Origin of the sequence: Microbacterium elymi (assembly GCF_021582895.2) — a bacterium.
Taxonomy (GTDB): domain Bacteria; phylum Actinomycetota; class Actinomycetes; order Actinomycetales; family Microbacteriaceae; genus Microbacterium; species Microbacterium humicola.
This window is the reverse complement of sequence record NZ_CP091139.2, coordinates 1,372,153-1,384,745: the sequence shown is the minus strand read 5'-3', so window position 1 is coordinate 1,384,745 and position 12,593 is coordinate 1,372,153. Positions and strand designations below refer to the sequence as shown.

The following is a 12,593-nucleotide window of genomic DNA, read 5'->3' as shown; positions in this document are numbered from 1 at the left end:
ATCTCGGTGAACTTCACCGCCTTGGGATCGCCGCCGTCCGCCTCGACCGAGGCCATCGTGGTCAGGTCGCCCTGGGTGTTCAGCGCGTTGACCGCGACCGTCTTGCCGGCGAGATCCTTCCACGAGTCGATCCCGGACGACTTCTTCACGACGACGCCGGACGGCGCCTTGTCCTCGGGCACCTCGATGCTCGAGTACCCGGCGATGATGTTCATGTCCAGGCCCTGGCTGGAGGCGACCAGCACCGACAGCGGGTTGCCGACGGCGAACTGGATCGACTGGCTCGACACGGCCGGCAGGAGGGCCGCACCGCCCTGGCCGAGCTGAACCTTCACGTCCAGCCCGTGCTTGGCGAAGATGCCGTCGTCGATGCCCATCTGCACGGCGGCGGACGGTGCGATCTTCAGCAGCCCGACGGTGACCGGAGTGAGGTCGCCGCCTGCGGAGGGGGCTCCGCTCTTGTCTCCGCCGCTGAGCGATCCGGACGAGCAGGCGGTGAGGGCGAGTGCGGTGGCGGCGGCCACCGCGAGGGCGGCGAAGCGGGTCTTCTTCATGTCAGCGACTCCTTTGTTACTGCGTGTGATTGCGATTCGGGTGTTCGGGTACGGGATGCCCGTTGCCGGGCCGGTGTTCAGTTGTGGTGTTCCTGCGGCCTGCGGCGGAGCACTGTTCTCCGCCGCACGCAGCGTCAGGCGTAGAACCGGCTGAGCCCTCGGGCCACGACCGCGGGCTTGCTGCCGCCCTCGATCTCGACGGTCTGGTCGACGGCGATCTGGTAGCCGCCGGCGACCTCGGTCACATCGGCGATGACGGCCTTCATCCGGATGCGGGCGCCCACCATCACCGGCGAGACGAACCGCACCTTGTCGAGGCCGTAGTTGACCTTCGTGGTCACGCCCTCGACGTCCAGCAGCTCGGTCCACATCGGGATGGTCAGCGACAGGGTGAGGAACCCGTGGGCGACGGCGCCGCCGAACGGGCCGGTCTTGGCGCGCTCGGGGTCGACGTGGATCCACTGGTGGTCATCGGTGGCGTCGGCGAACGTGTTCACCTGGTCCTGGGTGACCTCGCGCCACTCGGTGTAGCCCAGGTCGCGGCCGACGAGGCCCGGCAGTTCGGCGTAGGGGACGGTGGTGGTCATTTCTCTCCTTGTGTCGGATGGACGCGGGTCGGATGGACGCGGTCGGATGGATGCGGACGAGCCGGTCAGGCGCCCAGGCCGAGCAGTCGCACGGCATTGTCCTTCATGATGCCGGGCAGCACTTCGGGTTTGAACGCCGCCTGCTCGGCGTCCCGCCGCCAGCGGTCCGGGGTGATCAGCGGGAAGTCCGAGCCGAACAGCACCCGGTCCTTGATGAGCGAGTTGGCGTACCGCACCAGCTCGGCGGGGAAGTACTTCGGGCTCCAGCCGGACAGATCGATCCAGGTGTTGTGCTTGTGCGTGGCCACCGACAGCGCCTCGTCCTGCCACGGCACCGACGGGTGGGCCATGATGATCTGCAGCCGCGGGAACGCCGCGGCCACGGCATCCAGCAGCATCGGGTTCGAGTAGCCGAGCCGGAACCCGTAGCAGCCCGGCAGGCCCGCGCCGATCCCGGTCTGCCCGGTGTGGAACAGGGCGGGGACGCCGGCATCCTGGATCGCGTCGTACAGCGGGAACCACCGGTCGTCGCTCGGGTCGAAGCCCTGCACGGTCGGGTGGAACTTGAAGCCGCGCACCCCGCTCTCGTCGACGAGCCGGCGGATGCGGTCCCGCGCGTCGTCCCGGTGCGGGTCGACCGAGCCGAACGGGATGAGGATGTCGTTGTGGCGCGCGGCGCCCGCGGCGATGTCGGCGCTTGAGATCGGGGCGTGGTGCAGCTGCGTCTCGGCGTCGACGGTGAACACGACCGCCGCCGTCCGGCGCTCGCGATAGTACGCGGCGACCGCGTCGAGGTCGCGGGCGGGGCCGCCGGCGCTGAAGTACTTGTCGGCGGCGGCCGACAGGTCGGCGGGCAGCGAGTTGCCGCCGTGGCCGTCGTCTTCGATGTGCACGTGCACGTCGATCGCGTCGAGCGCGTCGACGTCGATCGCCGATTCGTAGCGGGTCATGGATGCCTCTTCCGGACGGGCGGTCAGCGCTTCAAGCTCGTCGGGCAGCGGCGGGAACTTCTCGCCGACGTCCTGGGCCTGGTACAGGCCGGCGAAGTCGGCCTGCAGCGCGTCGTAGCTCCAGCCGCCGTCGTGGTATGCGGTCACGACCGGCTCGGGGTGCGACCAGACCTGCAGGCGGTCGCCGCCGATGCCGATGGCCTGACCGGTGACGCCGGCGGCGGCATCCGATGCCAGGTAGGCGATGAGCCCGGCGACGTCGTCGGCGGTGCCGAACCCGAGGTCGTGCCGGAAGAACGGCGGCATGGCCTCGCCCTGCGCGTCGGCCTCCATGGCGGCGGCGAAGTAGGGGACGGTCGCAGTCATCGCGGTGGCGGCCACCGGGATCACGGCGTTCGCGGTGATCCCGGCCTTGCGCAGCTCGAGCGCCCAGGTGCGCACCATGCCGACGATGCCGGCCTTGGCGGCCGCGTAGTTGGTCTGGCCGAAGTTGCCGCGCTGGCCGGTGGGCGAGCCGATGCAGATGATCCGGCCGGCGATCTCGTTCGCGCGCATGTAGGTGGCGGCCTCGCGGACGCAGGTGAAGGTGCCGCGGAGGTGCACGCCGATCACGGTGTCGAAGTCGTCGTCGCTCATCTTCCAGAGCACCGTGTCGCGCAGCACGCCGGCATTGGTGACGAGGATGTCGAGGCGTCCGAAGGTGTCGACGACCGTCTGCACCAGCTGCTGCGCGGTCGCGGTGGACCCGACCGGCGCGACCACGCTGACGGCCTTGCCGCCGTCGGCCTCGATCGAGGCGACCGCGTCGGCGGCGGTCTGCGCGTCGACGTCGTTGATCACGACGGATGCTCCCTGCCGGGCCAGCTCCTGGGCATATGCGAGTCCGAGCCCCCGGCCCGAACCGGTGACGATGGCGACTTTGCCTTCCAGCGACATGCGTGCTCCTTTGCCTGTTGACTTCGATGCAAACCCAAATCATTGTAAATGTCAATAGTTGTGGTTGTTAAGGTGCAGAATGGGAACCGCACGAGCGGATCGAGGAGGATCGGATGAGTCGGACGACCACCCAGGAGCACGTCGGCGCTGATCGGCTCTGGGGCACCACGGTGGGTGGCGACGTCGCCTTCCTGCTGGCCCGGGCCAATGCGCTGTCGCTGTCGCGCACGAGTGAGGCGCTCTCGGCGCACGCGCTCAAGGTCCGCTCGTACTCGGTGCTCGGGGTGGTCGTCTCCGACGCCCGCCCCACCCAGCGCGAGCTCTCGGACTTCCTCGAGCTCGACCCCAGTCAGATCGTCGCGCTGGTGGACGGCCTGGAGCGGCAGGGCTTCGTGCGGCGCGAATCCGACCCGGGCGATCGGCGTGCCAACGTCGTCGTCGCCACCCCCGAGGGGCGCGCGGCGTTCATCGCGGCGCGGGCGTCGGCGCAGGCGGCCGAGGAGCGCACTCTCGGCTCGCTCAGCGCGAGCGAGCGCGCGCAAGCTGGGCGACCTCATCCGTCGGCTCGCGGTCGACGACGAGGACTGATCCTGGCTGCGCGCCGTCAGCGCGGATCGAGCACGAATCGGTCGCGCCCGGCGAACAGCCCGGTGACCACCTGCGCGACCATCGCCGCCAGCAGCAGGGCCAGGGGGACGGTCCATCCGTCCGTGGAGGCGTGCAGCCAGCCGAACAGCACCGGCCCGCACGCGGCCATGAAGTAGCCGACCGACTGCGCCATGCCCGACAGGGCGGCCGACGTGTCGTGGTCGCGCGCCCGCTGGGCGAGCAGCGTCAGCGACATGGCCAGGGACGAGCCCGAGAACAGGCCGATCACCGCGGCCCACAGGTCGATGACTCCCGGTGCGACCATGAGCCCGACGACGCCGGCGACCCCGAGCACGGGGATCAGCGCCGGGACCAGCCGTTCGCTGCGGCCGCGCAGGACCAGCGGCAGCAGGATCGAGCCGACCAGCGAGAACAGCTGGAACAGCATCACGTCGATGCCGGCCAGCACCTCGCTGCGCCCGGTCGAGGTCGAGATCGTCGCGAGCCAGGTCACGAGCATGTAGAACGATGCCGACTGCAGGCCCATGTACACCGCGACCTGCCAGGCCAGGCCGTCGCGCCACATCGCCGCGCGTCGCGGTCGTGCGGCGGTCACCGAGGGCGCGGATGCCGGGGGCGCTGACGTCAGGGGCGGAGCGGATGCTGCGGGTCGGGCGATCAGCCCCGGCATCCGCGGTCCCCGGATGCTGCCGGGCACCGCCCATCCCCAGGCGAGGATCGCGAACGGAGGCAGGGCGCAGCCGATGAGAGCGAGCGAGGTGCGCCAGCCGGCGGGGGAGTCGGGGCCGCCGATCAGCGAGATCGGCACGGCGACACCAGAGGCGACCGCGCCGAATCCGGCCAGCAGCGCGGTGTACAGCGCCATCACGAGCGGAACCCGGCGGAAGTCGCGTTTGATCACCGCCGGCAGCAGCACATTCGCGACCGCCAGGGCGGCCCCGATCAGCACGGTTCCCAGCCACAGGCTCACGGTCGGACCGGGCAGGGAGCGCACGAGCGTGCCCACGACCAGCAGCACCAGCGACCAGAGCACGACCCGCGACATCCCGAATCGCCGGCTGAGCACGTGGGCGAACGGCGAGATGGCACCCCAGGCCAGCAGCGGCACCGCGGCGAGCAGGCCGAGGCCCCCGGGGCTCATGCCGGTGTCGTCGCCGATCTGGCCGAGCACCGGTCCGACCGAGGTGATCGTCGGCCGCATGTTGGCGGCCACCAGCAGCACCGCGGCCGTCAGTGCGGCGACGGACGTCCGCCTGGTCATCGCGCCGGTGCTCATCGCTGGGACTCTATCCCAGTGCTGGGGCGCCCCCGCACCGCGGGCACGGTGCCGACACGGTCCCGGGCGCCGAGGCATGTTCAGAAACGGTGCTGAACCTCCGGTTCGCACACGCGCGTCCCCGGGGATCGGCCGACGGGCGTCCCAGGGATCGGCCGACGGGCGTCCGCCCGGGGAGCGGCCGACGGGCGTCCCAGGGATCGGCCCGCGGGGTTCCTGGAATCGGCCGACCGGATTCAGCCGCCCCCGGCTCGGGCTCAGCGCGGCAGTTCGACCGGCCAGCCGGTGTAGGCCTCGGCCAGGTAGGTCCGCCCGGCGCGCGAGTCGGTCACCGAGCGGAGCTCGCCGAGCTGCCGCATCCGGTCGAAGTCCGAGGCATCCGGCGTCTGATGCAGCATGCTCGTCATCCACCAGGAGAAGTTCTGCGCCTTCCAGATCCGGTGCAGCGCCGCCTCCTCATACCCGTCGAGCAGCCGGGCGTCGTCCTCGAGCAGGAACGCGCGCAGCGCACCCTCGAGCAGCAGCACGTCGGCGATGGCCAGGTTCATGCCCTTCGCGCCGGTCGGCGGCACCGTGTGCGCGGCATCCCCCACCAGCACCGCGCGACCCCGCCGCAGCTCGCGGGCGACGAAGCTGCGGAACTGCAGCACGTCGCGCTGGAAGATCGGTCCCTCGTGCAGCGTCGTGCCCGGCACCCGCGACTGCAGGATCTCCCACAGCTTGCTCCTGCGAGTACGCCTCGGGGTCGACATCCGGTTCGCACTGGAAGTACATCCGCTGCACCGTGTCGGAGCGCTGGCTGATCAGGGCGAACCCGTTCGGCGAGTTGCTGTAGATGAGCTCGGGCGCGCTCGGCGGCGCCTCGCAGAGGATGCCGAACCAGGCGAACGGGTACTCCCGGTACATCCCGGAACGGGGTCCCGACATCGCCTTGCGCACGATCGAGTGCGAGCCGTCCGCGCCCACGACGATCTCGGCGACGATCTGGGTCTCGGCCCCGTCGGCGTCGGTCGCGATCACCCGTGGGCGCTCGCCGTCGACCTCTTCCACGCGCTGCGCGGTCAGACCGAAGCGGATGTCCTGCCCCGCCGGCACGAGCGTGGCCAGCAGGTCCTGCAGCACCAGACGCTGCGGATACAGCCACACTCCCCGGCCGACCAGCTCGGCGAAGTCGATTCGGTGACCGGCGCCGTCGAAGCGCAGTTCGATGCCGTCGTGGCGCATGCCCGTCTGGTGCGCGTGCGTGTCGACGCCGGCCGCGACGAGCGCCTCGACCGTTCCCTCTTCGAGGATGCCGGCGCGGATCGTCTGCTCGATGTCCTCGCGCGAGCGGCTGTCGATCACGATCGACTCGATGCCGGCTCGGCGCAGCGCTGCGCGAGCAGCAGACCGGCGGGCCCGGCGCCGACGATGGCGACCCGGGTGCGGACGGTGGTGGTCATGTGTCCCCCTTGACGTGTCGCCGGCGGTGTGGCGGTGCCTCGATTCTGGTCGATCCCCGTGCGCCATGGCCAAGGACGCCCGATGAATGGGAGTCGGACGTTCACTCCTCGGCCGGGCCGAGGAGAAATGCCGAGGAGAGGGCGAGTTCGGGGGAATCGGCCCTCGCTTCGGCACATCCCCTCGGCCCGGCCGAGGGCCGAGGGCCGGGGACCGGGGACCGGGGGCCGGGGGCCGGGTGCGGGTGGTTCGCGCCTCGAGGGTGGGATGCCTCGCCCGGCCGAGGCTGTCGTGTTCACTCCTCGGCCGGGCCGAGGAGAAATGCCGAGGAGAGGGCGAGTTCGGGGGAATCGGCCCTCGCTTCGGCACATCCCCTCGGCCCGGCCGAGGCTGTCGTGTTCAGCCCTCGAGGGCTGAGCGGATGTCGCGGGCCGCGCGATGCAGGGTGGACAGCGGCGCCTCCACCGGCGCCTCGCGGGCGATGATCACCGACAGCGCGGCCACCACTTGGCCGGCACGGTCGCGCACCGGCACGGCCAGGCCGGTCGCGACATCCTCGATCGATCCCGGTGCCACCGCATGCCCGAGCCGGCGCACCTCGGCGAGCTTGCGCCGCAGGGTCGGCGCGTCCGTGATCGTGGCCGCGGCCACCCGCGCCAGCGGGGCGGCCAGCACCCGCTCCTGCAGGCCCGGATCGGCGTAGGCCAGCACGCACGAGCCCGGATGAGGAGGCATGCAGGGGGAGGCGCCCGGCGATCCGGGTGACGTTGGAGGTGGCATCCGGATTCGACAGCCGCTCCAGGAACAGCGCCTCATCCTGCTCGAGGATCGCCAGCTGGGTGTGCTCGCGCACCGCGGCCTGCACCCGCTCCATGGCCGGCATCGCCGCCTCGCGCAGCCGCAGGGCCGCGGACGAGCGGGTCGCCAGCTCCCACAGCCGCATGCCGACGCGGATGCGGCGATCCTCGTCGCGCTCGAGCAGGCCCGCCTCGACCAACTCGCCGACCAGCCGGTGCGCGGTCGAGGAGGGAAGACCCGCGCGACGCCCGATCTCGGCCGAGGTCTGCATCGTGCGGGTCGGGGTGAACGTCTCGAGCACCCGCAGCAGCCGATCGATGACCGCGTCGCCGGAGGGGGAGTTCGCCATGCGCCCACCTTCTCACGGGGCATCGGCCCGGGGCGGGTCGCGAACAGGCCATGTCGAGAACGGCGCGGTACCCTCGGGCGCGGGAGGCGCGATGACCGAGGACGGGATGCTGGAGCGCATCATGCGCCTGCTGGCCTGCCTGTCCGCCGACGAGCCGGCCGCGACCGCCGCCGAGTTCGTCCGGCGCACGGGGCTTCCCACCTCGACCGTGCACCGGCTGCTGGCGAGCCTGGTCGCCCAGGGGCTGCTGACCCGCATCTCGGGCCACCGGTACGCGATCGGGGCGCGCCTGTGGGAGCTGGGCGAGCTGTCGCCGCTGTCGCTCCGGCTTGCGCGAGACGGCGCTCGCACACATGGTGCGGCTCTACGAGGCGACCGGCGAGAACGTGCACCTGGCCGTCCTGGACGGCCCCAGCCCCGCGGCATCCGACGCGCTGTTCGTCGGGCGCGTCACCGGCGCCGGCTCCATCCCGACCTTGAGCCGGATGGGCGGCCGGCAGCCGCTGCACACCACCGGCGTCGGCAAGGCGCTGCTGGCCACCCGCGACGACGCGTGGCTGGACCGCTTCTTCTCGGTGCCGCTCGAGCGCGAGACCGCGCACTCGGTGACCGACCCGGCTACGCTGCACGCCGAGCTGCGCCGGGCCCGCGCCCGGGGGTACGCGACGACCCGCGAGGAGATGACCCTCGGCAACGTGTCGGTTGCTGCGGCCCTCGCGCACGTGGACGGACTGCCGCCGATCGCCATCGGGCTGGTCGTCCACCTGGAGCGCGCCGATGTGCGCCGGCTCGCGCCGCTGGTGGTGCAGGCGGCGAAGGACCTCCGTCAGGACCTGCAGAAATCTCACTGAGTGAGAGTGGATCCGAGGGGGATGCCGTCGCCCTGTCACCCTGGAGGTGGCGCCCACTCCCGAAGGCCGGGCGCGTCGAAGGAGACACCATGACCGATCCCGATCCCACCGGCGAAGAGGCGTTCTCGTCCTCCGTCGTCCTCGAGCCCGGGGCCGCGACCGCGGCGGCGCCCGAGTCGCTGCTCGCGTCGCACGACTTCCCTCCGCAGTCGGCGATCACCCAGGAGATCCGGGACCTGCACGCCGAGTACGAGCGGCGTGAGGCGGCGGGCGAGAAGCTCCCGCTCACGATGCACGACTTCCCGCCGTACCGGTCGAGCCTGCTGCGCCACCCGACGAAGAACCCGAAGCTGGTCGATCCCGAGACGATCGAGCTGTTCTCGCCGGCGTTCGGGCAGCGCGACGTGGCCGCGATCGAGTCCGACCTGACGCTCGAGCACTCCGGCGAGCCGCAGGGCGAGCGGATCACGGTGCGCGGGCGCCTGCTCGACTCGTGGGGCCGCCCGGTGCCGAACCAGCTGATCGAGATCTGGCAGGCCAATGCGGCCGGCCGGTACATCCATCAGCGCGACCAGCATCCCGCCCCCCTCGACCCGAACTTCACCGGCGCCGGCCGCTTCGTCACCAACGACGACGGCGAGTACCTGTTCACCACGATCAAGCCCGGCCCCTACCCCTGGAAGAACCACCAGAACGCGTGGCGACCGGCGCACATCCACTTCTCGGTGTTCGGCAGCGCGTTCACGCAGCGCATCGTGACGCAGATGTACTTCCCCGGCGACCCGCTGTTCGCCCTCGACCCGATCTACAACTCGATCCGCCGGCAGCAGGACCGCGACCGCCTGATCAGCACCTACGACCACGACCTCACGGTGCCCGAGTTCTCGATGGCCTACCGCTGGGACATCGTCATCGACGGCCCCGACGCGACCTGGTCCGAGCAGGAGGATGAGCACTGATGAGCGAGAAGACCCTTCAGCCCACGGCTGGTCAGACCATCGGCCCGTTCTTCGCCTACGGCACCGTCTACCCCAAGATGCACGAGGTCGTCCACCCGCACAGCCCGGGCGCCGTCGTGCTCGGTGGGACGGTGTACGACGGCGCCGGCGCGCCGATCCCGGACTCGATGATCGAGATCTTCGGCGCCGACGCCGACGGCAGCGTCTCGCGGGCCCGCGGTGCATTCCACCGCGACGACCACACCTTCACCGGTTTCGGCCGCTCGTTCACGACGGATGACGGACGCTACGAGTTCTGGACGCGCAACCCCGGAGCCGCCGACGGGAAGGCCCCGTTCTACGCGGTGGTCGTGTTCGCCCGCGGCCTGCCGGACAAGCTGCACACCCGGATCTACCTGCCCGAGCACGAGGAGCTGCTGGCCGCCGACCCGCTGCTGTCCTCGCTCAGCGCCTCCGAGCGCGCTACGCTCGTCGCGACGCGTCTGCCGGACGGGAGTCTGCACCACGACATCCGCCTGCAGGGCGAGAAGGAGACCGTCTTCCTTGCCTTCTGATCCGCCTGGGGGCCCCACCCAGGTCCCTGAGCGAGACGGCGCCGCGCGAGACGGCGCCGACCTGCTGTCCCCGGTGACTGTCGGCCACGACGCGGCCGTCGCCGACGCGGCGGTCCTGGCCGCGCTCATCGCGGCCGAGGTCGCGCTCACCCGCGCGTGGGTGCGCGTGGGCACGGCACCGGATGCCGCGGCCGACGCGGTCTCGGCGGCCTTCGGCGGGACCGGGGTCGGCAGGCACGGCGCCGGGATCGAGATCGCCGGGTACGACGCCGCCGGAATGGACACTTCCGGGCACGACGCCGCCGGAATGGACACTTCCGGGATCGACACCGCCGGGATCGACACCGCCGGGATCGACATCGGCGCGCTGGCCGCGGCATCCGTCGCCGGCGGCAACCCCGTGATCCCGCTCGTCCCGCAGCTGAAGGCCCGGGTGCCGGCCGAGGCCCGCACCTGGGTGCACCGCGGGGCGACCAGCCAGGACATCCTCGACACCGCGCTGATGCTCATCGCGCGGGACGCGGTGGCCCAGATCGGCTCCGCGCTCGCCGAGGCGCAGTCCGCACTCGCCGCGCTGGCCGCCGCCGGACGCGATCAGACCGCCGCCGCCCGCACCCTAACCCAGCACGCCGTGCCGACCACGGTCGGTCTGCGCGCGGCCACCTGGCTTGCGCGGCGTGCGCCGCGCCGCGGGACGCATCGACGCGCTCGAACTGCCCGCGCAAGCTGGGCGGGGCCGCCGGCACGCTCGCCGCGTTCACCGAGATCGGCGGGGCGGATGCCGCAGCCCGCCTGCCCGCGGCGTTCGCACGCGAGCTGGGACTGACCGCGCCCGAGGCTCCGTGGCACACCACCCGCTGGCCGGTGACCGAACTCGGCGACGCACTGGTCCAGACCATCGATGCCGTGGGCGTGATCGCGGCCGACGTGGCCACCCTGAGCCGCACCGAGATCGCCGAGCTGTCCGAGTCGGCCGGCGGCGGCTCGTCGGCCATGCCGCAGAAGCAGAACCCCGCCGAGTCGGTGCTGATCCGCTCGGCCGCGCTGCGGGCGCCGCATCTGGCCGCGACGCTGCACACCGCCGCCGCGTTGGCGGTCGACGAGCGGCCCGACGGGGCGTGGCACGCCGAGTGGCCCACGCTTGCGCGAGCTGCTCCGCCTCGCCCTGGGTGCCACCGCGCACGCGGCGCAGCTGGTGGCCGGGCTGCAGGTCCACGGCGAGGCGGTGGCCCGCAACCTCGCCCTCACGCACGGACTGATCGTCGCCGAGCGCCTGTCGATCGTGCTCACCCCGCTGATCGGGAAGGACCGTGTGGCCGCGCTCGTGCAGGCGGCCGCCGGCGGGGGCGACCTGGCTGCCGCGGTGCGCGCGCTGCCCGAGGCATCCGGAATCGACGTCGACCGACTGCTCGACCCGTCCGCGTACACGGGCCTGGCCGCCCGCCTGGTCGAGGACGCCATCGCCCCCGAGGAGAACGCATGACCGTCCCCGTCCTCGCCGTCACCGAGCCGATCGGCCCCGCCGAGGCGCCGCTGCTGATCCTCGGCCCGTCGCTGGGCACCTCGACCATCATGTGGGAGCAGGTGGTGCCCGCACTGGCCGGGCCGCACCGCGTCGCGCTGTGGGATCTGCCCGGGCACGGCGCATCGCCGGCCGCGGTCGACCCGTTCACCGTCGCCGAGCTGGCGGATGCCGTTGCCGCCCTCGCGGCCGGCTTCGGCGCGGATCGGATCGACTACGCCGGGGTGTCGCTGGGCGGGGCCGTCGGGCTCGAGCTTGCCGCCGGCATCCGCAGCTGGTGTCCCAGGCGGCGATCCTGTGCTCGGGCGCGAAGATCGCCACCGCCGACAGCTGGCACGAGCGCGCCGCCCAGGTGCGCGCGCAGAGCACCTCGTCGCTGATCATCGGGTCGGCGCAGCGGTGGTTCGCACCCGGGTCCATCGCCCGGCATCCCGAGCTGACCGGTCGGCTGCCGACGTGCCGCAGGAGTCCGACGACACCAGCTATGCGCTGTGCTGCGAGGCGCTGGCCGCGTTCGACGCACGCGACCGGCTCGGCCGGATCGCCGCGCCGGTGCTGGCGATCTGGGGCGAGCATGATCTGGTCACCCCGGAGAGCTCGGCCCGCGAGATCGCCGACGGAGTGCAGCACGGGCGTGCCGCCGGGATCGCGGATGCCTCGCACCTGTCGCCGGTGGACGACCCGCAGGCCGTGATCCGGCTGCCCACGGAATTCTTCGCCGCCGGCCGCTGAGCGGTCCCTCCCGCTCGTTGAGCGAGGGAGCGCAGCGACCCAGACGAAACGCCCCGATCGAAGGAGACACCATGACGACCGAACGCCGCACCGACCAGGAGCGCTTCGAGCAGGGGATGACCGTGCGCCGCGCCGTGCTCTCGGACGAGCACGTCGACCGTGCGAACGCGAAGATCACCGCGGTGACCGAGGACTTCCAGGACTTCATCACGCGCGTGGCCTGGGGGATGTCTGGTCCCGGCCCGGATTGGACCGGCGGTCGCGCTCGGTCGCGGTGATCACCTCGCTGATCGCGCACGGTCACCACGAGGAGCTCGCCATGCACCTGCGCGCGGGCCTGCGCAACGGGCTGACCGTCGACGAGATCACCGAGGTCATCCTGCAGTCGGCGATCTACTCCGGCGTCCCGGCCGCGAACACCGCGTTCCGCATCGCGCAGGAGGTCTTCGCCGAGGCCTGATCTCGCCGCGGCCGCG

General features: G+C 72.0%; 11 protein-coding genes and 8 pseudogenes. 11 read left to right on the top strand and 8 right to left on the bottom strand.

The window, feature by feature from the left end; genetic code table 11:
- Positions 1–53: 53 nt before the first annotated feature.
- The 4 genes and pseudogenes from L2X98_RS07445 to L2X98_RS07430 form a co-directional block, all read right to left on the bottom strand.
- A pseudogene (locus L2X98_RS07445) lies at positions 54–377 on the bottom strand (ABC transporter substrate-binding protein); the annotation flags it as partial.
- A 311-nt stretch (positions 378–688) separates the two neighbouring features.
- The gene (locus tag L2X98_RS07440; protein ID WP_259612839.1) at positions 689–1,141 is read right to left on the bottom strand and encodes a MaoC family dehydratase; all 453 of its coding nucleotides are present in this window, start codon (positions 1,139–1,141) and stop codon (positions 689–691) included.
- A 65-nt stretch (positions 1,142–1,206) separates the two neighbouring features.
- A complete protein-coding gene (locus L2X98_RS07435) occupies positions 1,207–2,091 on the bottom strand; it encodes an amidohydrolase family protein (protein WP_259613234.1) in 885 nt (294 codons plus the stop codon).
- A 30-nt stretch (positions 2,092–2,121) separates the two neighbouring features.
- A pseudogene (locus tag L2X98_RS07430) lies at positions 2,122–3,027 on the bottom strand (SDR family NAD(P)-dependent oxidoreductase); the annotation flags it as partial.
- Positions 3,028–3,140: 113 nt separating this feature from the next.
- Here L2X98_RS07430 and L2X98_RS07425 point away from each other — a divergent pair.
- Positions 3,141–3,422, top strand: a pseudogene (locus L2X98_RS07425) (MarR family winged helix-turn-helix transcriptional regulator); the annotation flags it as partial.
- Positions 3,423–3,631: 209 nt separating this feature from the next.
- On the opposite strand, the gene L2X98_RS07420 reads toward L2X98_RS07425, so the two are convergent.
- The 4 genes and pseudogenes from L2X98_RS07420 to L2X98_RS22180 all read right to left on the bottom strand — a co-directional run.
- A complete protein-coding gene (locus L2X98_RS07420) occupies positions 3,632–4,912 on the bottom strand; it encodes an MFS transporter (RefSeq protein ID WP_259612838.1) in 1,281 nt (426 codons plus the stop codon).
- Between the two features lie 257 nt (positions 4,913–5,169).
- Positions 5,170–6,256, bottom strand: a pseudogene (locus L2X98_RS07415) (4-hydroxybenzoate 3-monooxygenase).
- 495 nt (positions 6,257–6,751) lie between these two features.
- Positions 6,752–7,087 carry an IclR family transcriptional regulator domain-containing protein gene (locus tag L2X98_RS07410; protein ID WP_259613233.1) on the bottom strand — a complete coding sequence of 112 codons (336 nt, stop codon included), beginning with the start codon at positions 7,085–7,087 and terminating at the stop codon, positions 6,752–6,754.
- A gap of 46 nt (positions 7,088–7,133) precedes the next feature.
- Positions 7,134–7,421 (bottom strand): annotated as a pseudogene (locus L2X98_RS22180) (helix-turn-helix domain-containing protein); the annotation flags it as partial.
- Between L2X98_RS22180 and L2X98_RS22175 the strand changes: the two are divergent.
- The 10 genes and pseudogenes from L2X98_RS22175 to pcaC all read left to right on the top strand — a co-directional run.
- Positions 7,306–7,695 (top strand): annotated as a pseudogene (locus L2X98_RS22175) (hypothetical protein); the annotation flags it as partial. The pseudogenes L2X98_RS22180 and L2X98_RS22175 overlap by 116 nt on opposite strands.
- 133 nt (positions 7,696–7,828) lie before the next feature.
- Positions 7,829–8,350 (top strand): IclR family transcriptional regulator, encoded by a 522-nt coding sequence (locus tag L2X98_RS07395; RefSeq protein ID WP_259613232.1) that lies wholly within the window; start codon positions 7,829–7,831, stop codon positions 8,348–8,350.
- Between the two features lie 89 nt (positions 8,351–8,439).
- Entirely contained in the window at positions 8,440–9,309 is an 870-nt protein-coding gene (pcaH, locus tag L2X98_RS07390) for a protocatechuate 3,4-dioxygenase subunit beta (protein ID WP_259613231.1), read from the top strand.
- Positions 9,309–9,863 (top strand): protocatechuate 3,4-dioxygenase subunit alpha, encoded by a 555-nt coding sequence (gene pcaG / locus L2X98_RS07385; RefSeq protein ID WP_259612837.1) that lies wholly within the window; start codon positions 9,309–9,311, stop codon positions 9,861–9,863. The genes pcaH and pcaG overlap by 1 nt, the downstream gene beginning before the upstream one ends.
- A 73-nt stretch (positions 9,864–9,936) precedes the next feature.
- The gene (locus L2X98_RS07380; RefSeq protein WP_259612836.1) at positions 9,937–10,689 is read left to right on the top strand and encodes a lyase family protein; all 753 of its coding nucleotides are present in this window, start codon (positions 9,937–9,939) and stop codon (positions 10,687–10,689) included.
- Positions 10,590–10,853, top strand: a pseudogene (locus L2X98_RS07375) (lyase family protein); the annotation flags it as partial. The gene L2X98_RS07380 and the pseudogene L2X98_RS07375, both read left to right, overlap by 100 nt.
- 151 nt (positions 10,854–11,004) lie before the next feature.
- Complete coding sequence (locus L2X98_RS07370) at positions 11,005–11,346, top strand: lyase family protein (protein ID WP_259612835.1); 342 nt, start codon at positions 11,005–11,007, stop codon at positions 11,344–11,346.
- A complete protein-coding gene (locus tag L2X98_RS07365; RefSeq protein ID WP_259613230.1) occupies positions 11,343–11,765 on the top strand; it encodes an alpha/beta fold hydrolase in 423 nt (140 codons plus the stop codon). The genes L2X98_RS07370 and L2X98_RS07365 overlap by 4 nt, the downstream gene beginning before the upstream one ends.
- Before the next feature lie 76 nt (positions 11,766–11,841).
- Positions 11,842–12,117, top strand: a complete 276-nt coding sequence (locus L2X98_RS07360; RefSeq protein ID WP_259612834.1) for an alpha/beta fold hydrolase — start codon at positions 11,842–11,844, stop codon at positions 12,115–12,117.
- A 71-nt stretch (positions 12,118–12,188) separates the two neighbouring features.
- Positions 12,189–12,577: pseudogene (pcaC, locus tag L2X98_RS07355) on the top strand (4-carboxymuconolactone decarboxylase).
- Positions 12,578–12,593: the final 16 nt, after the last annotated feature.

Excerpts from the sequence above, each read along its gene's own strand:
- pcaG (WP_259612837.1), top strand. The coding sequence starts at position 9,309 with ATGAGCGAGAAGACCCTTCAGCCCACGGCTGGTCAGACCATCGGCCCG.
- L2X98_RS07420 (WP_259612838.1), bottom strand. The coding sequence starts at position 4,912 with ATGAGCACCGGCGCGATGACCAGGCGGACGTCCGTCGCCGCACTGACG.
- L2X98_RS07435 (WP_259613234.1), bottom strand. The coding sequence starts at position 2,091 with ATGACCCGCTACGAATCGGCGATCGACGTCGACGCGCTCGACGCGATC.
- L2X98_RS07410 (WP_259613233.1), bottom strand. The coding sequence starts at position 7,087 with ATGCCTCCTCATCCGGGCTCGTGCGTGCTGGCCTACGCCGATCCGGGC.
- L2X98_RS07440 (WP_259612839.1), bottom strand. The coding sequence starts at position 1,141 with ATGACCACCACCGTCCCCTACGCCGAACTGCCGGGCCTCGTCGGCCGC.
- pcaH (WP_259613231.1), top strand. The coding sequence starts at position 8,440 with ATGACCGATCCCGATCCCACCGGCGAAGAGGCGTTCTCGTCCTCCGTC.
- L2X98_RS07365 (WP_259613230.1), top strand. The coding sequence starts at position 11,343 with ATGACCGTCCCCGTCCTCGCCGTCACCGAGCCGATCGGCCCCGCCGAG.